The sequence below is a fragment of the Streptomyces jumonjinensis genome (genome assembly GCF_009600885.1).
Taxonomy (GTDB): Bacteria; Actinomycetota; Actinomycetes; order Streptomycetales; family Streptomycetaceae; genus Streptomyces; species Streptomyces jumonjinensis.
Window position 1 is genome coordinate 77,030 of sequence record NZ_VCLA01000191.1, and the last position, 23,682, is coordinate 100,711.

At 68.4% G+C, this 23,682-nt stretch carries 22 protein-coding genes and 1 pseudogene; 17 read left to right on the top strand and 6 right to left on the bottom strand.

Features of this window, described 5'->3' with window-relative positions; genetic code table 11:
- The first annotated feature begins 506 nt into the window (after positions 1-506).
- Together FF041_RS30280 and FF041_RS30285 are read left to right on the top strand one after the other, a co-directional pair.
- The gene (locus tag FF041_RS30280) at positions 507-1,004 is read left to right on the top strand and encodes a hypothetical protein (protein ID WP_323393147.1); all 498 of its coding nucleotides are present in this window, start codon (positions 507-509) and stop codon (positions 1,002-1,004) included.
- Positions 1,005-1,113: 109 nt separating this feature from the next.
- Positions 1,114-2,109, top strand: a complete 996-nt coding sequence (locus FF041_RS30285; RefSeq protein ID WP_153525745.1) for a zinc-binding dehydrogenase — start codon at positions 1,114-1,116, stop codon at positions 2,107-2,109.
- Between the two features lie 48 nt (positions 2,110-2,157).
- On the opposite strand, the gene FF041_RS30290 is transcribed toward FF041_RS30285, so the two are convergent.
- A complete protein-coding gene (locus FF041_RS30290) occupies positions 2,158-2,634 on the bottom strand; it encodes a GNAT family N-acetyltransferase (protein ID WP_153525746.1) in 477 nt (158 codons plus the stop codon).
- A gap of 66 nt (positions 2,635-2,700) precedes the next feature.
- Positions 2,701-3,588 carry an aminoglycoside phosphotransferase family protein gene (locus tag FF041_RS30295; RefSeq protein ID WP_153525747.1) on the bottom strand — a complete coding sequence of 296 codons (888 nt, stop codon included), beginning with the start codon at positions 3,586-3,588 and terminating at the stop codon, positions 2,701-2,703.
- Positions 3,589-3,712: 124 nt separating this feature from the next.
- On the opposite strand from FF041_RS30295, the gene FF041_RS30300 reads away from it, so the two are divergent.
- Positions 3,713-5,110, top strand: coding sequence for an NAD(P)/FAD-dependent oxidoreductase (locus tag FF041_RS30300; RefSeq protein ID WP_153525748.1), 1,398 nt, complete (start codon positions 3,713-3,715; stop codon positions 5,108-5,110).
- Positions 5,111-5,229: 119 nt separating this feature from the next.
- On the opposite strand, the gene FF041_RS30305 is transcribed toward FF041_RS30300, so the two are convergent.
- A complete protein-coding gene (locus FF041_RS30305) occupies positions 5,230-6,507 on the bottom strand; it encodes an esterase/lipase family protein (RefSeq protein WP_153525749.1) in 1,278 nt (425 codons plus the stop codon).
- A 551-nt stretch (positions 6,508-7,058) separates the two neighbouring features.
- On the opposite strand from FF041_RS30305, the gene FF041_RS30310 reads away from it, so the two are divergent.
- The 8 genes from FF041_RS30310 to FF041_RS30345 all read left to right on the top strand — a co-directional run bounded on the left by FF041_RS30310 (position 7,059) and on the right by FF041_RS30345 (position 15,703).
- On the top strand, positions 7,059-8,378 hold the full coding sequence (locus tag FF041_RS30310) for a sphingomyelin phosphodiesterase (RefSeq protein ID WP_153525750.1): 1,320 nt from the start codon (positions 7,059-7,061) through the stop codon (positions 8,376-8,378).
- A 51-nt stretch (positions 8,379-8,429) separates the two neighbouring features.
- Complete coding sequence (locus FF041_RS30315) at positions 8,430-9,644, top strand: phosphatidylinositol-specific phospholipase C (protein ID WP_153525751.1); 1,215 nt, start codon at positions 8,430-8,432, stop codon at positions 9,642-9,644.
- 749 nt (positions 9,645-10,393) lie between these two features.
- Positions 10,394-11,608: a helix-turn-helix domain-containing protein gene (locus tag FF041_RS30320; protein WP_153525820.1), complete on the top strand. Its 1,215-nt coding sequence runs from the start codon at positions 10,394-10,396 to the stop codon at positions 11,606-11,608.
- A 158-nt stretch (positions 11,609-11,766) separates the two neighbouring features.
- The gene (locus FF041_RS30325) at positions 11,767-12,147 is read left to right on the top strand and encodes a hypothetical protein (protein ID WP_228388725.1); all 381 of its coding nucleotides are present in this window, start codon (positions 11,767-11,769) and stop codon (positions 12,145-12,147) included.
- Between the two features lie 179 nt (positions 12,148-12,326).
- Positions 12,327-12,686, top strand: a complete 360-nt coding sequence (locus tag FF041_RS30330; RefSeq protein ID WP_153525753.1) for a hypothetical protein — start codon at positions 12,327-12,329, stop codon at positions 12,684-12,686.
- Positions 12,687-12,691: 5 nt separating this feature from the next.
- Positions 12,692-13,993: a radical SAM protein gene (locus tag FF041_RS30335; protein ID WP_153525754.1), complete on the top strand. Its 1,302-nt coding sequence runs from the start codon at positions 12,692-12,694 to the stop codon at positions 13,991-13,993.
- Positions 13,990-14,895 carry a radical SAM protein gene (locus tag FF041_RS30340; RefSeq protein ID WP_153525755.1) on the top strand — a complete coding sequence of 302 codons (906 nt, stop codon included), beginning with the start codon at positions 13,990-13,992 and terminating at the stop codon, positions 14,893-14,895. The genes FF041_RS30335 and FF041_RS30340 overlap by 4 nt, the downstream gene beginning before the upstream one ends.
- Positions 14,896-14,932: 37 nt before the next feature.
- On the top strand, positions 14,933-15,703 hold the full coding sequence (locus tag FF041_RS30345; RefSeq protein ID WP_153525756.1) for a hypothetical protein: 771 nt from the start codon (positions 14,933-14,935) through the stop codon (positions 15,701-15,703).
- A gap of 58 nt (positions 15,704-15,761) precedes the next feature.
- Here FF041_RS30345 and aspS read toward each other — a convergent pair whose 3' ends face one another.
- On the bottom strand, positions 15,762-17,072 hold the full coding sequence (gene aspS / locus FF041_RS30350) for an aspartate--tRNA(Asn) ligase (RefSeq protein WP_153525757.1): 1,311 nt from the start codon (positions 17,070-17,072) through the stop codon (positions 15,762-15,764).
- Positions 17,073-17,509: 437 nt separating this feature from the next.
- Between aspS and FF041_RS30355 the strand changes: the two genes are divergently transcribed.
- Together FF041_RS30355 and FF041_RS30360 are read left to right on the top strand one after the other, a co-directional pair.
- Complete coding sequence (locus tag FF041_RS30355; protein WP_228388726.1) at positions 17,510-18,439, top strand: hypothetical protein; 930 nt, start codon at positions 17,510-17,512, stop codon at positions 18,437-18,439.
- 35 nt (positions 18,440-18,474) lie between these two features.
- A complete protein-coding gene (locus tag FF041_RS30360; protein WP_323393151.1) occupies positions 18,475-19,971 on the top strand; it encodes an amino acid permease in 1,497 nt (498 codons plus the stop codon).
- Positions 19,972-20,042: 71 nt separating this feature from the next.
- On the opposite strand, the pseudogene FF041_RS39525 reads toward FF041_RS30360, so the two are convergent.
- Positions 20,043-20,312: pseudogene (locus FF041_RS39525) on the bottom strand (plasmid mobilization relaxosome protein MobC); the annotation flags it as partial.
- On the opposite strand from FF041_RS39525, the gene FF041_RS40620 reads away from it, so the two are divergent.
- The 4 genes from FF041_RS40620 (at position 20,257) to FF041_RS30380 (ending at position 23,412) form a co-directional block, all read left to right on the top strand.
- A complete protein-coding gene (locus FF041_RS40620; protein ID WP_153525758.1) occupies positions 20,257-20,583 on the top strand; it encodes a hypothetical protein in 327 nt (108 codons plus the stop codon). The pseudogene FF041_RS39525 and the gene FF041_RS40620 sit on opposite strands and share 56 nt — an antisense overlap.
- Positions 20,584-20,650: 67 nt before the next feature.
- Positions 20,651-21,004, top strand: a complete 354-nt coding sequence (locus FF041_RS40625) for a tyrosine-type recombinase/integrase (RefSeq protein ID WP_153525759.1) — start codon at positions 20,651-20,653, stop codon at positions 21,002-21,004.
- A gap of 474 nt (positions 21,005-21,478) precedes the next feature.
- Positions 21,479-22,267 (top strand): hypothetical protein, encoded by a 789-nt coding sequence (locus tag FF041_RS30375; protein WP_153525760.1) that lies wholly within the window; start codon positions 21,479-21,481, stop codon positions 22,265-22,267.
- 215 nt (positions 22,268-22,482) lie between these two features.
- Complete coding sequence (locus tag FF041_RS30380; RefSeq protein WP_323393153.1) at positions 22,483-23,412, top strand: DUF5655 domain-containing protein; 930 nt, start codon at positions 22,483-22,485, stop codon at positions 23,410-23,412.
- Between the two features lie 89 nt (positions 23,413-23,501).
- Here the strand turns inward: FF041_RS30380 and FF041_RS30385 are convergent.
- The coding region (locus tag FF041_RS30385; RefSeq protein ID WP_228388727.1) for a DNA methyltransferase at positions 23,502-23,682 on the bottom strand (181 nt) is incomplete at its 5' end.

The window sequence follows — 23,682 nt, forward strand, 5'->3', positions numbered from 1 at the left end:
TCGAACGTCCGCCGTCTATCTCGGGTGCCGGGCAACCCCGGCAAACCCAGCCCCTTGGGGGTCCCCCCGGACGAAGTCTGCAAAATCCAGCCTCGCTGGCGATTGAGGCGAGGGGAGCCAAAATCAGCCCCTCCGGCGATTGAGGAGCGGGGGTTCGGGGGCTGGCCCCCGACGAGGGCCCGACGCCCTGCGGGGTGGCTCGCACACAAGATCCAGCTCCGCCAGCCGCCAAGCCCGGGGAGCGGGGGGCACAAAACCCAGCCCTGTGAGGTCCCCCTCCCCGGACGGAGTCTGGGGAGGGGGAGGAACAGGGGAGGACGAATTCAGCCCCTTGGGGGTCCCCCCGGACGGAGTCTGGGGGAGATTGAGGAGCGGGGGTTCGGGGGCTGGCCCCCGACGAGGGCCCGACGCCGGGCGGTGGGCCCGAGCGGCCGGGGCCGGGCACAACCACCTCCCCGGAGGGGGGCTCCCCCGTGCCGGGGCGGCGGGCGTGACACCATCGGCCCGTGCTCGATATCGGCTACTCCCTCTCCCCCCGCTTCCCCGACCCCCCGCAGACCGACTACCGCCAGGCGGACACCCACGCACTCCGCCACGACCTCTTCTGCGGCGATGTCTATCTCGCCGACACGGAGGCCGACCGCGAGCTGTCCACAGCCTGGGGATGGGTCCCCGTGCTCGACTTCGCCTGGGCCCTGTGCGACATCGTCGAGAATCTCGACCGGGACCCCCGGGGCAGCCGCGCCGCCACCCCCCAGCACGCCGAACTGGACTTCACCGAGTCCGCCGACCGGATGCTCTTCGAACGGCGCTTCGGCTGGGTCGATGTGGAGGCCGACTGGATGGGGCGCGATGAACCGCCGCTCACCTTCAACCACGGCGTACTGCGCCGCGAGGCCCGGGACTTTCTGCACGATCTGATCGCGGATCTGACCGATATGCACGAAGGTCTCGCCGACAACCCCGCCATCTGGAGCCTCCAGGCCCGCTTCCCCCGCGTCTGACCGGCCCCCGGCCGTGTCGCTCCCTTCCCGGACAGCACTTGACCTCAAGCGAACTTGAGGTCAGAGGCTTGGTCCTGTCACCACGAGCACACACTCAGGGGAGCACTCCATGCACGCCATCCGGCTGCACGCCTTCGGACCCGCCGGGAATCTCGTCCACGAGCAGGTCCCGGACCCGGTCCCCGGCCCGGGACAGGTGAGGATCGCCGTCGCCGCCTCGGGGGTCCACGTCCTGGACACCGCCCTGCGCGAGGGCATCCCCGGCCCGTACACCGAACCCATCAGCCTGCCGACCGTCCCCGGCCGTGAAGTCGCGGGCGTGGTCGAATCGCTCGGCGCGGGCACCGACGAGCGGTGGCTCGGCAAGAAGGTCGTCGCCCACCTCGGAATGGTCCCCGGCGGATACGCCGACCTCGCCGTCACCGACGTCGAGCGGCTCCATGAGATCCCCGGGACCCTCGACGAAGCCGAGGCCGTCGCGATGATCGGCACCGGACGCACCGCTCTGGGCATCCTCGACTTCACCGGCCTCGGCCCGGACGACATCGTGATCGTCCTCGCCGCCGCGGGCGGCATCGGCACCCTGCTGGTGCAGTACGCCAAGAACGCGGGCGCGCTGGTCGTCGGGCTGGCGGGCGGGGCCGCCAAGGTCTCGCTCGTCCTCGCCAACGGAGCCGACACCGCCGTCGACTACCAGCAGCCGGACTGGCCCCAGCAGGTCCGCGACCACCTCGGCGAGCGGCACGCCACCATCGTCTTCGACGCGGTCGGCGGGACCGCCGGCCGCGCCGCCGTCGATCTGCTGGCCAAGGGCGGCCGGCATCTCGTCTTCGGCTGGGCCGGCGAGAAGCTGCACGACGGCGGCCCACTGACCTTCACCGACGAGGAGCTCGCCGAACGGCAGATCACCTCGGAGCTGGTGCTCGGACCGGCGATGCTGGAGAAGGCCGGCGGTCTGCGCGCGCTGGAGGAGCGCTCCCTCGCCGAGGCCGCCGCGGGCCGGCTGCGCCCCGCCGTACAGCGCTTCCCGCTCGCGGACGCCGCCGGGGCCCACCGGGCGATAGAGACCCGGGGCACCACCGGCAAGGTGGTCCTGGTCCCCTGAGAGCCCGCGCAGGGGGCTCCAGAAGACGGTGCCCGGCGGCGGGCCGGGCTACCGCCGCGTACCCAGCGTGGCCAGGGCCTCGTCCGTCAGCCGGTACACCGTCCACTCGTCCTGCGGCTTCGCGCCGAGCGACCGGTAGAAGTCGATCGACGGGGTGTTCCAGTTCAGCACCGACCATTCGAGACGCTCATAGCCGCGCTCGACGCAGATCCTCGCGAGCTCCGCCAGCAACGCCTTGCCATGCCCCCCGCCACGCCGGTCGGGACGTACATACAGATCCTCCAGATAAATTCCGTGCACCCCGCGCCAGGTCGAGAAATTCAAGAACCACAGCGCGAATCCGGCCACTTCGCCATCGTCCGTCTCGGCGATATGCGCATAGGCGGCGGGCCGCTCGCCGAAGAGCGCTTCACGCAGTTGCTCCTCGGTCGCTCGGGCCTCGTCCAGAGCCTTTTCATACTCCGCCAGTTCGCGGACCATACGGTGGATCTCGGGCACATCCTCAGGCACAGCTGTACGAATCATGAGGTCAGCCTGCCCGATGGCCTGCCCACGGCGCCAAACCGCCCCCCGGGACATCCCCCGGCGGGCTCAGTCCCGCCCGAGCAGCGCCCGCGCGATCTCCCGCTGGTCCGCCGCGAGCCTCCGCTCGCCGTCCTCCAGATCCCACAGACTGTTCTGGAGTACGCGCCCGAGCGTCCAGGCCCGCGCCCGCGCCCGGTCGAGCCCCAGCGCCTCGGTCAGCAGATCGAAGCGCCACCGCGTCTCGGCCGGGTCATAGCGATTGCGCAGGGCGGGCATGAGCTCGAAACCCGGGTCCCCGGCCAGCGGTTTGGGGTCGATCGCCAGCCATGGCTCCCGCTCGGCGGCCAGGATGTTGTCGTAGTGCAGATCCCAGTGGAGCAGCCGGTTCCCGCTCTCGCCCGCGACCTCCCGTACAGCGGCGGCGCAGTCCAGCAGCAGCCGCCGCTCGCTCTCGTCACCGAGCAGCCGTGCCGCGCCGGGCGTCTCGTCCAGCATCCGGGCGGCGATCCCGCCGAGCCCGCGCAGCCCGCCGGGCGCGGGCAGCGCGGTCAGCCGGGCCAGCAGCCCGGCGAGAATCCGTACCGCCTCCCGCGAGTCGGCCACCGACGACAGATGACGGCTGGAGTCGAGCCGCTCCAGCAGCAGGGTGTTGGTGTCCGGATCGTGGTCGAGCAGCCGTACCGCGCCGTCCCCGCCCCACGCCCGCAGCGCGAGCGGCTCCCCCGCGCTCTCCTCGTCCAGCGTCTGGAGCTTCAGCACGGCGGGTGTGCCGTCGGCGCGCTCCACCGGCAGGGCGAGCGCGACGCAGCCGTGCATGGGGTCGCCGGTCCGTCTCAGCTCCCAGCGCTCCAGGAACGCGGCGGCGCGCGCGGGCAGGAGCTCGATGAACGCGCGGCCCGCCGCTCCGCCGTACCTCCGCTGCATCTCCGCCAGGGCTTCCGGAACCTCGGTCATGCCCCGATGGTACGTACGCGACCCGGGCGTGCCAGTGCCGTTCTCCCGTACCGATGTGGTGCGTACAGTCGTCCGCGCAGACAGAGCCGCATGTCAGGGCAGGAACGAGCAGCAGGGGACATCCATGGCCGGGAGCACCGTCAACGGCGGAATATCGTTCTGGTACGCGCGGGACGGCCTTCCCGCCCCCCGCGAGCCGCTCCCCGGCGACGCCACCGCGGACGTCTGCGTCATCGGCGGCGGATACACCGGACTGTGGACGGCGTACTACCTCAAGAAGGCCGCGCCCTTCCTCCAGATCACCGTCCTCGAAGCCAGGTTCTGCGGCTACGGCGCGTCCGGGCGGAACGGCGGCTGGCTCTACAACGGCATCGCGGGACGCGACCGCTACGCCCGGCTGCACGGCCATGACGCGGCGGTCCGCCTCCAGCGGGCCATGAACGACACCGTGGCCGAAGTCGTCCGGACGGCCGCGGAGGAGCGCATCGACGCCGATATCCACGCGGGCGGTGTGCTCGAAGTCGCCTACACCCCCGCCCAGGCGGCCCGCCTCAAGGCGTTCCACGCCGGCGAGCTCGCCTTCGGCGAGAAGGACCGCGTCCTGCGCGGGGCGCGGGAGACCGCCGAACGCGTCCGGGTCGCCGGAGCCGTCGCCTCCACCTGGACTCCGCACGGCGCCCGGCTGCACCCGGTCAAACTGGTCAAGGGCCTGGCCGCCGCCGTGGCGGACCTCGGCGTCACCGTCCATGAGTCCACCCCGGTCACCGAGATCAGGCCGCAGCACGCCGTAACGCCCTACGGCACCGTCCGCGCGCCCTACATCCTGCGCTGCACCGAGGGGTTCACCGCCTCGGTGAAGGGCCAGCGGCGCACCTGGCTCCCCATGAACTCCTCCATGATCGCCACCGAGCCGCTGCCGCCGGAGGTGTGGGAGACCATCGGCTGGGAGGGCCGGGAGACCCTCGGCGACATGGCGCACGCCTATGTCTACGCCCAGCGCACCGCGGACGACCGGATCACGCTCGGCGGGCGGGGCGTTCCGTATCGCTACGGCTCCCGCACGGACAACGACGGCCGCACCCAGCCCGCGACCGTCCGGGCGCTGCGCGACATGCTGGTGAAGCTCTTCCCCACCACGGCGGGCGTCGCCGTCGACCACGCCTGGTCGGGGGTGCTCGGGGTGCCCCGTGACTGGGGTGCCACGGTCACCCTGGACCGGTCGACGGGGCTGGGCTGGGCCGGCGGATACGTCGGCTCCGGTGTGGCGACCGCCAATCTGGCCGGGCGCACCCTGCGCGATCTGATCCAGCGGGACTCCGGCCAGGCGGGCGACACCGAGCTGACCGGGCTCCCCTGGGTGAACCACCGGGTGCGCCGCTGGGAGCCGGAGCCGCTGCGCTGGCTGGGGGTGCAGGCGATGTACGCGGCCTACCGGGGCGCGGACCGCCGCGAATCGGCGGGCCTGACGGTGGAGACCGACCGGATCGCGAGGCTGGCGGACCGGATCTCGGGCCGCGGCTGAGGGCGGCGGCTGAGGGCCGCGGCTGAGGGCGCCACCGGTGGCGTACGGCACCGTACGCGGGGAACGGCCGGCCGTGCGGGCGTCGGAGCGCGCACGGCCGGCCGTTCGGAATGCCGAGGTCAGGAGAGGGTGAGCGTCCCGGTCTCCGCTGTGGCGTCCTTCACGTCCCACTCGGAGTCCTGGTAGGCGTGGGCGCCGAAGGTCCACGTCCCTGAGACGGTGTCGCCCTTGCTCGCCGTGGCCCCGTCGGTGCTGATCTCCATCGTCCGCGCGTTCTCACTGCGGGACGACTTGGTGTGCGCGAGCTGGGAGCCCTTGCGCAGCAGGGTTCCTTCGTAGGCGACCTCGCATGTGACGTCGCTGCGGCCCGCGTACCACCAGGTCGCGGCGAAGGAGTAGTAGTAGCCGCAGCCGCGGATCTGGAGCTCGGTGCTGACGGTCTTGGTCTTCGCCTTCGGGGCTCCGGTCGCGGTCACACAGGACTGGGCGTAGGCGGCGACCCACTTGTCCTTCCCCCAGTGCTCGGCCAGGGGTCCGCAGACGATCTGCGCGGCCTTCGGCGTGTGGGCGCCGTCGGCGTCCGCGATCCACTGAAGGGTCTTCTCGACGACCCAGGGGTCGTTGCGCAGGCCGTCGTGAGCGAGGCAGGAGGAGACGAGGTTGAGCTCGGCGCCGTTGATGACGCTGGTGCGGCCCGCGTAGTTGCCCGCGTCGTCGCCCTTCTCGGTCTCGCCGAAGACCATGCCGTCGCAGAGGTCGGTGCCGGCGTGGGCGACGTTGACGATCAGTTCGTCCCCGACGTTCGCCCGCACGGTGGCGTACTCGGTGGCGCCGTAGGTCTCGTCGTCCTGGTTCAGATACTGAAGGACGGTGGAGTTGCGCTGCATCTCTCCGGTCTGGCCGTCGCACTTGACGCCGGTGCCGCATCCCCAGTCGGCGAGATTCGTCCCGTGGTTGGGCGTGCCGTAGGTCATCAGATGCGAGGTGATCTTGTGGCCCAGTTCCTGCTTGAGATAGGCGCGGGAGACCAGTCCGCCCATGGAGTGGGCGACGATGTCGATCTTTCCGTCGGGTGACTTGTCCGTCAGCTTGCTGTCCTTGATGTACGCGCCGAGCTTGGCCGCGATGTTGAGGATCGTCGTATCACCGGGCGTGAATTTGCTGTAGTCGAAGGCGAACAGCTCGTTCTCGTTGTAGCCGTAGGTCTTGGCCCTGTCCTTCGTTCCATTCCATACTCCGGGGCCGGAGTTGTATCCGTGCACGAATACGATCGGCCGGTGATCGAGCTTGGTCTCGGCGTGCGCGACGGTGGGCGCGGCGGGGGTGAGGCCGATGGCCAGAGCGAGGGTCATGCCCATGGTCAACAGCGTCATGAGCAGCGCTGGGCGCGTCTTCACGGCACTTCTCCCTTCGGGTGGGACAACAGGTCGGATGGCAGTGCCGCAGAGCTTTCATATGAAATTCGATACCGCATCGTGCGTCCTGGATCGATCAGTCGCATTAACGGCCTTTCCCCTGCGCATGCCGAATTGATGACAGGGGCCCGTATGAAGATGAAGTCCGCGGACCATTTCCGCCGCAACGCTACTCAGGAATATTTCTCCGCCACACCCGAGTGATCAGAACCGGTGACACATCGAACTCCGGCGCGAATAACGCCTGTCGACTCGGGGCGATGCGCGCGTTGACACGTGCCATTCACTCGTACGAGTGGAGTGCGCGCGGGTGGCGTTCGGGCTCCGATCGACCGCCGAGCCCTGTGGCGGCAGGCGGGAGGAGGGGGTGGAGCCGTTCCCTTCCGAGCCGCCCGGCCCAATGTCTCATGGTGGACATGACGCGCTAAATCGCTACATTCCTTCACATACAGGGGAATTCACCTGTCGAAGGCGATGTCCGGAATCGGACACCCCGCAGGTGAACAGGCGTACTGCCGCGAAAGGCGAGATCCATGAGCACCACCGTCAAGGTGGCCAACTACAACACCATGCTGCTGCCGTGGATCGTCTCGATCGGCGGCGACGACTTCCACAACGCCGACAGAGTGGCCAAGATCCTGAAGCTGCCCTTCCTCCAGGGCAACGATGTCGTCGTACTGGAAGAGCTCTTCAACATCGCCCCGTCGACCGCCCTGCTCAACGGCCTCCATGACGCGGGGTACATCCATCAGACCCGGGTGGTGGGCGCGGACGACTGGCCGGACCGCAAGCAGGCCATGCCCTGGAACCGCTCCCAGTGGACCAGTACGCACACCGAACCGGAGAACGGCGGCATCGCCATCGTCAGCCGTCATCCGATCACCTGGGCCGAGCAGTTGATCTACGCGGACGGCTGCGGCTGGGACCACGAGTCCGCCAAGGGTTTCGCCTACGCCAGGGTCGAGAAGGACGGGCGGACCCTCCATGTCGTGGGGACCCATCCGCAGTCGACCGACACCGGGTGCGGCGACGAGAAGTCCTACCGCCAGAACGCCGCCAAGATCCGCCATCGCCAGTTCACCCAGCTCGACGACTTCCTCACCGAGAAGGAGCACACCGGCCTGATCCCCAGCGGCGAACCCGTGCTGCTCGTCGGCGACTTCAATGTGGACCGCCACGACCGCGCCGAGTACAGCTCGACGCTGGCGACGCTGAGGGCCGAGGACGCGGCGCGTACCGGCAGGACGTACTCCTTCGACACCAAGGCCAACACCCTGGCCCATGCCCGGTATCCCGATGACGGACCGGAGGATCTGGATCTGGCCCTCCAGCGCACGGGGCACACCCTGCTGGAGAACTGGACGGTGGACGTCAGCGCCCCGACCACCGCGGCCTACACCGTCACCGCCGGCGGGAAGCATGTCGAGGTCACCGATCCGAGCGACCACTACCCCATCGTGGCCACGGGGGTGCTGCCCGAACCCCCGAAGAATCCGTCGACGCTCCGCGTGGACAAGGTGACGATCACCGCCGGCGACGACTCCGGCGGCGACGATCTGTACGGCGAGATCACCGTCAACGGACGCCGTGTGTGGCATGTCGAACGGGACGACGCCCTGTCCGACAAGAAGCCTCCCTACCAGCTGCCGGGAGTCGACCACGGGTTCCTCGCCAGCTTCGACGGCAATTTCGTCGTCACCGCCCTGGTCTGGGACTCCGACTCCCCCGACCCGGACGACGAGCTCGTCCGCCAGTCGGTCACCGTCGACGGCCGCACCGCCCCCGGACCGCACACCGTCCATCTCACCGGCCTCCACGGGGCGGCCGATCTCACCTACACCCTTCAGCGCTGATCCCCGCACCGCCCCTCAAGGGAGCGGTGCACCCGACCCGAAGGACAGGACATGTATCAGCTCCACAACTGGATGTCCCATCTGGACGACGGCCTCGGCCTCCAGGACCTGACCATCCCCGGAACCCACGAGTCCGGGGCCACCCATGGCGCGGTCCTCCCCATGGACTGGGCGCAGTGCCAGAGCAAGCCCTTCAGCATCGCCAAGCAGCTGGCGGCCGGCATCCGCTATCTCGACATCCGCTGCCGCAACTTCAACGGCAGCCTCCTCATCCACCATGGCTCGGTGTATCAGGAGCTGTCGTTCCTGGATGTCATCAACGACTGTTACGACTTCCTGAAGACCAACAAGCAGGAAACGGTCCTCATGAGGATCAAGCACGAGTACCACAACGACGACGAGGGCGACGACGGAACCGACGCGGGGTTCAAGGCGCGCTTCGAGGAGGTCAGCCACAAGTTCCCGGGGCTGTTCCACACCGAGTCGAGCATCCCGACGCTCGACAAGGCGCGCGGCAAGATCGTGGTGCTCTCCAATGTCGCCGGACTCCCCGGAATCCCCTGGGGCGACGCCAGCATTCAGGACCACTACGACACGGACGACGCCGACGGCAAGGTCGGGGAGGTGAAGTCCCAGTTCGACAAGGCCCTGAAGGACACCGGCAAGAAGAACTTCTACATCAACCATCTGAGCTGCTACGCCACCCTCGCCTCACCCGCCCATATGGCCAAGCGGGTGGTGTTCAGGGTCCTCGACCACGTCTGGGGCATCCGCACCGAGAAGCTCCGCCCGTCGCTCGGCATCGTCCCGATGGACTACGCCGACGACTACACGGCCCCCTCGCTGATCGACGAGCTCATCGCGTGGAACGAGTTCGGCCCCCGCCAGGACGCCCCCCGGAGCGTGCGGATCACCGCGGCCGATCTCCTCCAGTTCGACGACGGCTCCACGGACCCCCGGGTCTACGGCAGCATCCGGGTGCTCACCACCCACGGCGCCACCGACCTGTGGAACCGCGACAAGGACCACCGCGTGGAGTTCGACGACTCCAAGGGCTCCTTCATCTCCGGCCCGACCGCCGAATACCCGACGGACCGGGGCTTCAGCATCGAGGTGAACCTGTGGGACTACGACTCCACGAGCGGCGACGACCAGGTCGCACGCGGCAGGGCCACCTGGACACCGGCTGACGCCGCGGGCTCCTTCACCCACGACTTCCTCGGCGAGGACGACGGCAAGGTGAGAATCTCCTACACGGCGACCTGACCCGGGCCCCGCCACCCCACGCCCAGGGCCGGGCCCGCCGCCTCCGCTGAACACAGAAGCCCAGCTCAGACAGTGTCTGAGCTGGGCTTTCGGCAGAGCCCCCTGTCGGATTCGAACCGACGACCTACGCATTACAAGGGCCTGCAAGATCCTCCCGGGTAGTGCCGGGCCGTGTCACCGAATCCCGTATCCGCTGGTCAGAGAGGTACGGCACGGCCCCACGTGCCGCCGAATCCGCTCTGTGCCACCCCGTCCGCTCACGCAATCGGACTCTCCCCTCCCTGAACGAGTTGGGCTGCTACAAGGTCCAACCGACCCTCAGTAGTCGCTGATGCGTGCAAGCTCCTCTTCCAGCCCTTCAGCCCAAGGTGGTCGCGGGGACAGTAGCCTCCTCGCGACTCATTCCTCTCGCCTGCCGGGTATCCCGTTGTCGCCATAGAGCGCTCTTCGTCTGCGTAACCAGAACTGCAGGAGGAAGTGATGGAGCTGCTACGCGTGGTTGGGGCCGAGGGGTAGCAAGAAGCTCCCTGTAGGGAGGACTGCGACTACACGCCCACCCGACCGGCACAGACCGGCCGGGCACAGACCCATACTGGGTGTCGGAGCAATCGCTTTCACCAGGCATGCAAATCCCCAGGGCGACCATCTTGTCAACTCTCAGCGACGGGCCTTCTGAGGGTTGCCCACGATCCGTACTCTGGCCGTAGTGCTCCAACCAGCGAGGGGATGCCGACGTGGGCGAGAGCTTGATGCTGGGAGACCGGCTCCGGGTGGCACGCAAGACGCGGGGGCTGTCCGCCGCACAGCTCGCCCAGCGGGTAGCGGTCTCCGCCAGTCAGATCCAGAAGCTTGAATCCGGCGCACGGAGGGCGACGCCGAGCCTGATATTGGCTCTGGCGCGAGCGCTGCGCTTCGGCCCGGAAGTCCTGACGGGCCAGCCGTACTACGGGGACCCGGAAGCCGAGGACGGGGTGCACGCCGTCATCCCGGAGCTGCGACGGACACTGCTGTGCTTCGACGCCCCTGACGAGTTGGAGATCCGGCCGCGAGCGTTGCCGGTCTTGGCCTCCGAGGTGGACCAGATCGCGGCTCTCCGGCGTGATGCCCGTTACGTTCCGATGGGGCCGTTGCTGCCCCCGGTGATCACTGAGCTGACCCACGTGGCGCTCGGCGCGAAGGGCGTTGAACAACAGAAGGCTTTCTGGCACTTGGCCCGTGCCTATCGCGCGGTCAACAGCCTGGCCCACAAGATGGGGCATCACGACCTGGGCAACACGGCGCTGGAGCGGGTGCGGTGGGCCGCCGACCGGAGCGGCGATCCGCTGATGCAGGTCACCGCCGGCTTCCTGGTGGCGGGGTCGATGCTGCGCCAGGGCGCGACCGAGTCGGCCCGGCGCAAGCTCAAGGGTCTGCGAGGGGAGCTGGAGCGGCTTCAGCCGGAGCGTTCGTACACCGACGATGCGCTGGCGGTCGACGGGGCGCTGCTGCTGAAGCTCGCGGTGGTGGAGTCGCGGGAGAACAACCCTGAGGGAGCCGAGGAGTTCCTCCGGGAGGCCGAGCAGGTCGCGCGCATGGCGGACAACAGGGACAGCCTCGCCTACGAGATGAGCTTCGGGCCGACGAACATCAGGATCCACGCGGTGCATGCGCTGATCGACACCGGGGACAGCGAGCAGGCACTGGCACGGCTCGCCGAATGGGGGCAGGGCGGAGCCACATGGGTGCCGCCGGCCTCGACGGTCGGCGAGCGATCCAGCCACCACCACATCGACGTCGCGTCCGCGCGTCTGGTGGAAGGGGATCGCGGCGGCGCGTTCGCCGAGCTGAAGCGGGCGAGGAAGATCGCCCCGAGCCACACCCGATTCCACCCATCCGTACGCGAAACGCTCGGATCGCTGCTGCGTATGGACGCGCACCCGTCCACCGAGCTGTCCGCGTTCGGAGCTTGGGCGGGCGTCGCGTAACACAACGGCATTACCCATAAGCTTAGTTGGCGTGAATTGGGTGCGGACAGTTTGTCCGCGCACCCCCGCCTTGTACGTGGAATGGTCCTCTCACACCCAGTTGTGAGGGGGCCTTTCCTATGCCGGACGCAATCTCGACCGCGCGGTTACCAAGGTGGATGCCCATCGGCACTGAGCCGGAGCTGTGTCCTGCCGGTACCTGGTGGGACGCCATCCGTGCGCCCGAGGGCGTAGGGCGCCGTGCCGTGACGCTCATCGAGGAGCAGGGACTGCCCGTGGGGCCGGCCATCCTCGACGGCGGTGGGCGCGAGCCCCGGATGTACTTCCTGATGCCGGTCGGCATCGCGGCGCGGTGGGAGGAAATGGGGACGGTCGCACTGGGGCTGACCTGCCACGTCGTGGTCCCACAGGCGGACCGCGCCACTGGACCCGGGCTCCACTGGTACCGGCTGCCCACCGGCCCCCGCACCCTGAACCCGCCCGACGGGCTGCACCGCGCCCTGGTCAAGGCACGCAGGGAGCGTGAAGGCACCCTCTAGGACTTGCTCCGTGGACCAGGGCCGCCAGCCAGCGACCCCAAGGCCGGCACCACGCTGTGCCCGGTCGTCACGGAGCTGATAAGCGCTGCCCCACCCGACTCCCCGTGGGGCGGTAGCCGCCGGACCCCGGCGGACGCAAGGGGTCGTTCCAGTACATCCAACACACGAAGGGATCAGCCATGCCTCAAGCCAGGCGAGAGAAGAAGGATCACCTGATTTACGCGGATGTCGTGGACTCCAAGTCCAAGGCCGGCGTGTGGATGGGCGAGCGTGCCTCCTTCCAGGAGAAGCAGGGTCGCATCATCGAGGCGCTCAAGGAGCGGGCCGACTGGGTCGAGCTGAAGGACGCGATCATGGTCATCAGCGCCGACCCGGCCGGTATCACCGTCATCGCGCCGAATCCGACGCTGCCCGGCGTGATCGTCCTCGCGGACGGCGGCTCCCCGGCCACCTCCGCGAAGCTCCAGGCCGCCGCCGAGGAGACGGTCCGCGCGGTCATGGGCGAGCTCGGGATAGCCGAAGAGGAAGCGGCGGCCTGACCACCATGGCCGTCCCCCGGATGCTGTGGGGGAAGTACTTCCAGTACGAACGGGACGGGGAAGCGGTTCTCCTCGACCCGGTCGCGCTGGACAGTGTGTTCATCGACTCCGGCGAGGTCCACGACCTCGCCGGGGTCCCCCCGACCACGACCCATGAAGCCCTCGCCGGGCTCGGCTTCACCCCCGGCGGCCCTGAGGCCGACCGGCGCGAAGCACTCCATGACCGCCTTCGACTCCTCGGCCTCGACCGCACCCCCCGCCGTATCAGCGGACTGCGTGTGGTCCTCACCGACCGCTGCAACATGGCCTGCACGTACTGCTTCGTCGATACGAACAGCGGCAAGCCGGACCTGACGAAGGAAGAGCTCTCGGACGGGCTGGAGTTCCTGTTCGAGCAGAACGCCGGCCACGAAGAGGTGTCCATCCAATGGTTCGGCGGCGAGCCGACCATCCGCTTCGATCTCATGCGGTACGGCGACCAACTCGCCGACGACCTCTCCGACCGCTACGACGTGGGCAGGGTGCGGCGCACCGTCGTCACCAACGGAGCCCGGCTCACCGGCGAGGCGCTCGACCACTTCGTCGCGTACGAGTACGGGGTCGGCATCTCCATCGACGGACCGCCGGGCATCAACTCCGCGCACCGGCTCCTCCTCGGCGGGCAGCCCGCGGACGACCGGATTCGCCGCAACGTCGCCCGGTTCATCGAGGCGGACGGGCTGCATGTGGGCTGCAACCTCACCCCGACAGCCGCGAACATCGGACGCCTCGCCGATACCGTCCGGTGGATCATCGACGACCTCGGGCTGAAGTTCATCTACGTCAACACGCCCATCCCGACCGCGGGCCGCTGGCAGGTCAACGGTGCCGACCTCGCGCGTGAGCTGTACGAAGCCCGCCAGGCCGCCTTCACACGGGGCGGAATGCTGTTCTCCGTCCTGGACCGCGCCTTCCAGGCCCTCGACACCCGGCGGCCGATGCTGTTCGACCATATGCAGGGCGACCGCACTCTGAACGCCGCCCTGCTGCCCGGCAACCGGGTCAGCCTGTGCGACATCAACTTCACCGAGCCATCGTTCCTGCACACCCTCGACGAGCTCCGAGTCGACCCCGGCCTCCTGACCGGCGTCGCGAAGAAGGTCGCCCCGATGCCGGAGTGCGGGAACTGCCCCGCGCTCGCCATCTGCGGCGGACCGTCCCGCAACGAACAGGCCCTCATCGGCGGCAGCACCCCGGACCCCGAGATGTGCGCCTTCTATACGAGCACCGTGGAGATCGCCGTGTGGGACAACACGGGGGTGCAATGAGCATCCATGTCCGTACCGCGCTGATCTCCACGGCCGGGCACTGCAAGGTGGCCTGCGGGTTCTGCTTCCGGGCCGACCGCGCCCACGGCTTCCTCGACACCCCGACCTACACCCGCACCCTGTCGCGACTGAGGGAGACGGGAGTGGAGGGGGTGTGTCTGACCGGCGGCGAGCCGACCCACCATCCGCAGCTCAGGCAGCTCGTACGACTGGCTCACCAGTTCGGCATGTCGGTGTCGATGGTCACCTCGGCCCGCACCGTGACCGAGGTGATCGCCCTCTCCCACGTGGCGGATCTGCTGGCCAACGTGACCGTCTCCGCCGACTCACAGGGCGCGATGGTGCTGGGACGCACCACCCGTACAGCGGCCTCGGGCATCGACACGCTGCGCGCCATCAGCGCCGAGGCGAAGATCCTGCACGTCACCTGCTGGAACCTGAGCGATAGCGAGTGCCAGACCTTGGCCGACCACGTGGCTGACGCCAGGGTGGAGGTCCAGTTCAGCCCCGTGGTCCTCGACGAGCGCGCCCTGCGCCGCGACGGGATGTCGGTCCAGGACTATCTGGTGCGGCAGCGTCTCGACGCCGACGCGCTGGGACGCTGCTTCAAACTGTCCGACCGGTACCGGGCCTACCTCGATGAGCTGCGGGATCTACAGCTGCCGACGACCGAGGGCGAGCGGCAGCCGTGCCGCTCGGCGACCGCGTACGTGTCCGCCGACGGCCGTATACGGCGCTGTCCCTACGGGCAGGCGTCGGTCGGTGTCCTCGCGCCCCGTGCCGCGATCAGACAGTTTCTGACCGATCCGGCGCAGGACCGGGTGACCCCGGACTGCGCCGCCATCTGCCGCCCCTCCACCACGCCCGACCACCGCGACGCGCCGTGCGCCGTGTCTGCGTGAGTACGGGATCGACCGACACGACTCCATGGACCGCCTGATGACGATCACGACACCCGATGACTTCACCCAGCGATGGCGGCAGCCGCCGAACTTCCCGCTCGACCTCCTCTTCGACTACCTGTTTCTGCCCCCTGTCGACTTCCTCGACCACCTCCGCAGGGACGAAGAGGTACGGTTCGCGGTCCTCGGGGACGACGACTGGCAGGTGCGGATGGACCGCACCGCCGCCTTCCGTACCGCGCCGATCGAGGAGGTCGTCACCTGGCCGTTCCGGCTGGTGCACTTCAATCTCAGCCGCTTCTACGGCGACCTCCTGGACGGCTTCCAGGAAGAGGTCATGGTCCCCTGGCGTACCCATCTGTCCGCCCGGGGCTTCACCTGGCAGCGCTTGGCGCCCATCCTGTTCCTCTCCACCGAAGGCGCGTCCTCGACCTACCACAACGACAACTCGCACGGCCTGGTCTGGCAGGTCCATGGCACCAAGACCTTCCACAGCTACCTCGACCCCGACAAGCACCTGCCGGCCGACGCGGCGGTCATCGGCAAGACCACCGGCGAGGACCCGCCCGAGCACGACCGGGCTGATCGCCAGTCCCTCACCATGCGACCCGGTGACCAGCTGTGGAGTCACGCCCTGACGCCTCACTGGGTCACCACCGAGTCGGCGCTCACCATGAGCGTCACCCTCTCCCACGGTGGCCTGTGCCACCAGGGCCGCTTCTCTGAGCGGGAGCTGGCGCTGCGTTCCTACTGGGACAAGAACCCCGGCGAGGCGTGGACGCATGACCTGCGCCATGTTCGCTACTGAGGCCGCGTCCCACGGTACGAGGCACTCGCCCGTGCCGTGGGACGCGGCTCGCGGCCGATTACGGGGTGAGCCGGTTCGGCCCGCGGAAGAGGAAGCTGGCCTCACGGATGGAGTCCAGGCCGAGCATCACCATCAGCACCCGCCCGAGCCCCATGCCGAGTCCGCCGTGCGGAGGACACCCGTACCGGAACGCGTTCAGGTAGTCCCGCAGCGGTTCGGTGCTCATCCCCTTCTCGGCGGCCTGTTTCACCAGCACGTCGTACCGGTGCTCACGCTGCGCACCAGTGGTGATCTCCAGGCCCTTCCAGAGCAGGTCGAAGCTCAGGGTCACGCCCGGGTCCTCGGCGGGCCGCATGTGGTAGAAGGGCCGGATGCCCACCGGGTAGTGCGTGATGAACACGAACTGGTGTCCGGTGGTCGCCTCGATGTGAGCCGAGATGCTCCGCTCGCCCTCCGGGTCCAGGTCCTCCTTGATTCCCTCCGGGTCCCAGCCGCCCTCGCGCAGAATCTCGTGCGCCTCGGACATGGTGATACGGGGGAAGGGCGTCGTGGGGACGGTGACCTCGATGCCGAAGTGCTCGGCGATCGCCTCACCGTGTGCGTCGGCGACCTTGGCGATCGCGTGGGCGAGCATCCGCTCCTCGAACGCCATCACGTCCTCGACGCCGTCGATCCAGGCCAGCTCCACATCGACACCCGTGAACTCGGTGGCGTGCCGGGAGGTGAACGACGGCTCCGCACGGAAGACGGGCCCGATCTCGAAGACCTTGTCGATCCCGGCCGAGATCGCCATCTGCTTGTAGAACTGCGGCGACTGCGCCAGATAGGCGCTGCGGTCGAAGTAGCCGAGCTTGAAGACCTCCGCGCCGGACTCCGAGGCGGTGCCCATGAGCTTGGGGGTGTGCATCTCCGTGGCGCCCTGCGCGTAGGCGTACTCGCGCATGCCCTGCTCCAGGGTGGTCTGCACGGCGAACATCAGCTGGGTGGCGGGACGGCGGCGTACGTCCAGGAACCGCCAGTCCAGCCGCTGCTCCAAGGCGGTGTGCTCGTCGATCGGCAGCGGGGTGGCGGCCAGGTTCAGGATCTCGACCGCTTCGGGGACGATCTCCAGGCCGCCGAGCTTGACCTGGGCTGCGTCGACGACACGGCCGGTGATCCGGACGGCGGACTCGGGGGTGAGGGATTCGAGCCGGGCTTCCAGCGGTCCGTCGTCGCGCCGGTGGGTCACCTGCACCATGCCGGTGCCGTCCCGTACGACGACGAATTGCATCTTGCTCTGCAGGCGGAGGGTGTTCACCCACCCGCAGACGGAGACGGTACGGCCAACGTGTTCTCGCAGGTCGGAGACGTGTACGCGGCTGTGGATCATTTCGGTCCTCCGAAGGACTTCGTCATGATCCCTTGGGAGTGCGGGCGAGAAGGGGAACTCGCGGTACCACCGCACTTTCGCCGCCACCAGGTGGCGGCCTCATTCGGACCCGGTCACGGGGGTCGGCCGGCGGGGCATGGGGCCACCGGACGTAGCCGTTCCTCCCCGCGCTCAGGAGGGTCTTCGCCTCGGGGCGCGAGACCGCCTTCACAGCTTCCGGCGGCTCTCTCTGCTCGCGTGATCCGTGGCTACTCGTCTCCGTCTACGCGTTGCCCAGCAGGATACGGACCTGGCGACCGCGCCCGCAATCACATACGGCTCCGGATGGCTCAGAGGCCGGGGAATGGCTTGGTCGTGATCTTGGAACGCCCCATCGGGTGTCCGTCGCCACAGCGCGACAGCCATAGCGGAACGAGCGCCGGGCGGGGTGAGCGGAAATGACGCCTGGCCGATCTCTGGACACACACCCGGCCCGGGGCGACGAGGCACTGCGGCGCGCACTCGAAGACGCTTCCATGGGCCGCTGGGAAGGCCCGCGTGACCTGCTGCTCTCCACCGGTCCGGACTGGGACCGACGGATCTTCCGCCTCCAGGTCCTCGCGGAGGCAGGGGCTCGGCTCAGATTCGCCGACACCTGGGCGAAAGCGGAGCCCCGCTCACCGCACGCCCTGGCCCTCCTCGGAAACGTACAGGCCCTGCGCGCGATGATCGCCGGCCGGGACGCCGGGTGGGCACTGATGAAGGACGCCTGGGCCACCTGCCGCGCCACGCTGGACGTATGGCCGCAGGACGTTGCCCCGCTCGTGGTCCTGCTCGCTCTGCTGCGTACCCACGCTCCCGACCGGAACACGCTCGGCAGCGTGTGGGAAGAGATCAAGCAGCGCGATCCCTGGAACCGTGAGGCCCACCACGAGATCGTCACCTATCTGTTCCCCGGCTGCCACGGCGCACAGGGCGAAGCGATGTGGTGGGCCGAGGAGCAGGCGTCCATGGCACCCAGAGGCTTACCCATCGCGGTCCTGCCCCTCGTCGTCCTCGCCGAGTCGCATCGGTCCCGCCAGGAGCGGGACTGGAAGGCGTACGGGCTGACGATCCATCCCTGGGTCGAGTGTCCGCAGATCGACCACGCGCTGGAGCGCTGGTGGCGCTACCGGGCACCACTCCCGCACGCCTGCTTCGCCGACGACGCCAACTATCTCGCCCACGCCTTGTCGTTCGCGAACCGCCACCACGAAGCCCTGGAGATCTTCGACGCGATCGGCCCCTACGCCACCCACGCCCCCTGGTCGTACTGCGGCCAGGCACGCGAACTGTTCCTGCGGCACCGCGCCTGGGCCTACAGCCCGCAGCGCCGCCGACACCACTGACCACCATCTCTTCCTGTTCGAAGGACGGAATATACGTGCCCCTTGATGTCTCCCGAGTCTCCGACGAGGAGCGCCTCAAGCAACTCGGCTACCAGCAGACGCTGTCCCGCTCCATGTCCGGCCGCGCCAACTTCGGCATCAGCTTCACGATCATCTCCGTCCTGTCCGGCTGCATGACGCTCTACGGCTACGGCATGAACACCGGCGGGCCCGCGGTGATCATGTGGGGCTGGCTGTTCGTCGGTCTGATGACACTCTTCGTGGGCCTGTCGATGGCCGAGGTCTGCTCCTCCTACCCCACCAGCGCGGGCCTGTATTTCTGGGCACATCGCATGGCCCCCCGGCGCACGGCGGCGGCGTGGGCGTGGTTCACCGGGTGGTTCAACACCCTTGGCCAGATAGCCGTCACCGCGGGCGTCGACTTCGGCGCGGCCACCTTCCTCAACGCCTTTCTCGATCTCCAGTTCGACTACGCCACCACACCGGGCCACACGATCACGCTGTTCGGGATCATCCTCGTCCTGCACGGCGTCCTGAACACCTTCGGCGTGCGCATCGTCGCCTTCCTCAACGAGGTGTCCATCTGGTGGCACATCCTTGGCGTGGCCGTCATCTGCGGAGCCCTGGTCCTCATCCCCGACCAGCATCAGTCGACCCGCTTCGTGTTCGGCGAGTTCGTCAACAGCACCGGCTTCTCGTCCAGCGTCCACGTGGTGCTCATCGGGCTGCTGATGGCGCAGTACACCTTCACCGGCTACGACGCCTCCGCCCACATGACCGAGGAGACCATCGACGCCTCCACCGCGGGACCCAAGGGCATCGTCCGCTCGATCCTCGTCTCCCTCGCCGCCGGGTTCCTCCTCCTCTTCGGCTTCACCTACGCCATCCAGTCCTACGCGGGCGCCCTCGACTCGGCCACGGGCGTGCCCCCTGCGCAGATCCTCATGGACGCCCTCGGCGCGGCGGCGGGCAAGTGGCTGCTGCTCGTCGTCATCGTCGCCCAGCTCTTCTGCGGCATGGCGTCCGTGACCGCGAACTCGCGCATGATCTACGCCTTCTCCCGCGACGGCGCCCTGCCCTTCTCCGCGACGTGGCACAAACTCAACCCCGCCACCCGCACTCCCACCAACGCCGTCTGGCTCGCCACCGGCGGGGCCTTCGTCCTCGGCCTGCCCTACCTGTGGAACAGCACCGCGTACGCGGCCGTGACCTCCATCGCGACCATTGGCCTGTACATCGCCTACGTGATCCCCACCTTCCTCCGGCTGCGGATGGGCGACCGATTCGAGCAAGGTCCCTGGCACCTCGGCTCCTGGTCCACCGTCGTCGGCACGATCGCCGTCGTCTGGGTGCTGGTGATCACGGTGCTGTTCATGCTGCCGCAGAGCTCGCCGATCACCGCGAAGACCTTCAACTACGCTCCGATCGCGGTCGGCGTCGTCCTCGCCTTCTGCGGGACCTGGTGGCTGGCCTCGGCTCGTAAGTGGTTCCTCAACCCCGCCCACCCCAGAAACTCCGACCCCAGCCGTTAGCGCGCCCGCGGGCAGGAGGCCACTCGGCTATAGGCCGGGCCTCGCGGGTACCAGTGCGGTGCTGCGCGAGGCGTACGGCGGCGGTCTTCGGACAGCGGCAGGCTCGCGGTGAACCGAGCGGATACGAAGGCGAGGACGATGTCGGCTGCGAAGCCGGATTTACCTTTGTAGCCGTATTCAGCCGCGGCCTCTTGACGCTGGGCGTGTTCGGCGGCGGTGAAGCGTAGGGGACCCACGCGGATGGTGCGTGCGAGGCGGAGAACGGCTTGCCGGGCGGCGTGCGGCGTGTCCAGATCGGGGCCGCCGTCGGCCTCAACCTCCTGGTCCTGCGCCCCTTGGCGCTACGCCGCCTCCGCCGCTCCCGGGGGGGGGAGGTCCCCGAAGGCCGGCCTTGAGTCAGACTCGGGGTACTACTGGGCCGCCTTCCCGAACGCCCGCCGCAAACGGTCCAGGACCTCTAAGACCGACAGCGGCGAGCGGATCATCTCGCTCGACGAGTACACCGTCGAGGTGCTCGAAGCGCACCGGATCAAGCAGACCGTCGAGCGTCTCAAATGGGGCGAGGCATGGACCGACACCGGCCGCATGTTCACTCAGGAGAACGGGGAGTGACTGCATCCCGGCACGCTGACCGCAGTTCGAGCGGCTCGTCGAGCTGTCCGGCCTGCCGCCGATCCGGATGCACGACCTGCGGCATGTCGCCGCCTCGCTCATGCTCGCCGCCGGGGTCGACGTCAAGATCGTGTCCGAGACCCTCGGTCACAGCGACAGCCGCATCACTCGGGACATCTATCAGTCGGTCATGCCCAAGGCCGCGCGCGACGCCGCCGAGGCGACGGCCGCCATGGTGCCGAGAGGAGCCGTGCGGAGGCCCCTTCAAGTCGTCGCCGAGGTCGAGCCTACGAACGCCGAGGTCGCACCGGCTCCTGCCGAGCAGAATGGGCACGCAATGGGCACGCAGGAGCGTTCGAAGATCGCTGAGCTCCGCCGCCGACTGGTCCGGCAAAGAAAAACCCCAGGTCACGGCGAGTGAGTCCTGGGGTCCTTCAGAGCCCCCTGTCGGATTCGAACCGACGACCTACGCATTACAAGCACGCTAGAGATCATGACGGGTCGTGTTGTCTGGTGTTACCAGGTGGCGTTTTGCCTGATCAGAGCACCACTGCCGGTCCGGCGGGTGCCGGGCCGTGTTGCACCGTCCAAAGGCGTCCGCGCTCCCCTTGCGCTCCCCGGGGCGGACGATGACCCGTATGCCACCAGACGGGGATGACGAAGGGTGCCCGCGTGCACGGCTTGTCAGTTTCCGACAGAGCCCCGCTCCCAGCTCCGTCGAAGCACGAAGGGCTTCGAGACGGAAAGCGCCCCCTGACAGCCACCCCTGCGGGCCGCCGCAGCACGCAACAGCGCAGTGATGCAGGTCACAAAAATACATTCGGATTTTCTGCCGGTTCCCAGCTCTGCCGAGCCCAGAGGTAGAGGACCATCGACCTTCAAGGGAGAACCGAGCATGACCTCACCCGAACCTCCGTACGATCCGGCTGGCGAAAGCGGTCTCGATTATCTTGAGCAGAAGTACCCCTCATCCGGGTTGATCCGCAGGGTCCCTACCATCACCGGCACCTACCCACCCCGGGAGAAGCTGTCGCCTGCGGAACGGCAGATGATGGGCACCGTGGCCAACAGGGTCTGGCACTACTTCACACGGTTTGAGACCCCAGTCTTGAGCGCGTTGGAGGGCCTCGAAGCTGCAGTGCGCGGCCAGAACGACGTGATCGACCACGTGGCTCACAACACGCTCGGTATCCCATCCGGCAAGGCGGCAAGCTGGCGGGAGGCAGTGTCAACAGCCCTGCTAGGCGACTGGGTCCCCATACTCAACGAGGCGAACGCTGACCTGCTCGTGCCGAAGTATCTGCGGCAGGAAGTGGCCCGCGTACACAGGGATCTCCAGCCGCTGTGGGAGCGGAAGGTGCGTGGTCGCCGTGTGGAGATGCTCGGGAAGCCGGTTACCGAAGGGCTGACGTTGCAGGATGTGGCTGCAGACGGCAGCGAGCCGGATCAGGGAATCCTTCGGGTCACCATTGATAATCCGCGCATCCTGGAGGTTTTGGGCGCTCTAGACCCGGATGAGCGCGAAGTCGCCCTGGCCTGGGCCCGTGGTGGTGCTTCCGTCCGCAACTGGGGCGATGCCGCCCGGCTCGTCGGCGCGGCTCGCCCGGACGATTTCGGGGAGCGCGTCCGCCGCAAGCTCAAGTACATCGCCTCGACCCGAAGTGGCGTAGCGGCCAAGCGGTGATCAACACGCCAGATGCCTGCGCCCACCATGCGCCCGCCGACTGTCCCTATAGGCATGCGCCATGGCAGGAAGCCTCTCTCCATGAACAGAGGAGCCAATCCGGGCAATACGCACATCACGACAGGCCCTTGATCACGATTCCATCTCAGAGGAAATACCCAGCCACTCGCGGGGATTCTCTGCCCAGTCGATCTGCTGATGGGCTGGGGGTTCGTGTGGGTGATCTGAAGCTGTTCCGGCTGCGTGCGGATGGCCGGGATGTGGAGGTGCGGGGTTCGACGGTGGCGCTGGAGGTGGAGCTGCAGCGCAGGGTCGAGGCCGGTATGGAGGCGATGCTGGGGATCCGGTTCCTGGCGTCGGAGTACGCGACGGGTCCGTGGCACCGGGGGCGGATCGACTCGCTGGGGCTGGACGAGAACAACACGCCGGTCGTGATCGAGTACAAGAAGGGGTCTGATCACGGGGTCATGTCCCAGGCGGTCTCCTATCTGTCGTGGCTGAAGAGCAGCCGGCACGAGTTCGAGGCGCTGGTCCGGGAGAAGCTGGGTGAGGAGGCGGCCGGGGAGGTCGACTGGCGCAGCCCTCGGATGGTCTGCATCGCCGCCGATTTCTCTCATCACGACCGGATCGCGGTGCACGACCTGCGTCAGCGGATCGATCTGGTGCGCTACCGGGTCTTCGACGGCGGGCTGCTGAGCCTGATGCTGATCGAGTCCGCCCAGGGGACCTCCGGGGCCATCCCGGTGAGACGCGCTCGGGAGTCCGCGAGACCGTCCGCCACCGAGGGCGCGATGCCGGTGGAGGCGGCTGTCGACAACATGGTGCCTGTTTCTCTCCGGGATCTGTACGGGGAGTTGCATGAGCTGCTGACCGCCTCGGGTGAGGTGGAGACGGCGCCGACGCTGCACTACATCGTCTACCGGCGGATGGTGAACGTGGCGTGCGTGATCTTCCGTCCGAAGCAGCAGGCGATCCTGGTCTATCTGAAGGTGGACCCGACCACCGTCACGCTGGAGGACGGCTTCTCGCGTGACGTGCGCGGCATAGGCCATCTGGGGACGGGGGACCTGGAGGTCCGGATCGGGTCGGTGGCCGATCTGGAGAAGGCGGTGCCGCTGATCCGCAGGGCGTTCGAGACGACCTGACGAACACAGAACAGGGCGGCCGGCGCATCAACCCGATGCGTCGGCCGCCCTGTGGCGTCTGGGGCCGGTCGACTCCGGCCCGGTCGGGCTCACTGCTCCGGCCCGGCGAGGTCGACGTCATCCCGGGTGAGGACGGCCTCGCGCAGCCGCTGTTCGGCGACGGCGGCGTAGTGGTCGGACAGCTCGATCCCGACGAAGCTCCGGCCTTCCTGCAGCGCGGCAACTCCGGTGGTGCCGGAGCCGGTGAAGGGGTCGAGGACGGTGCCGCCG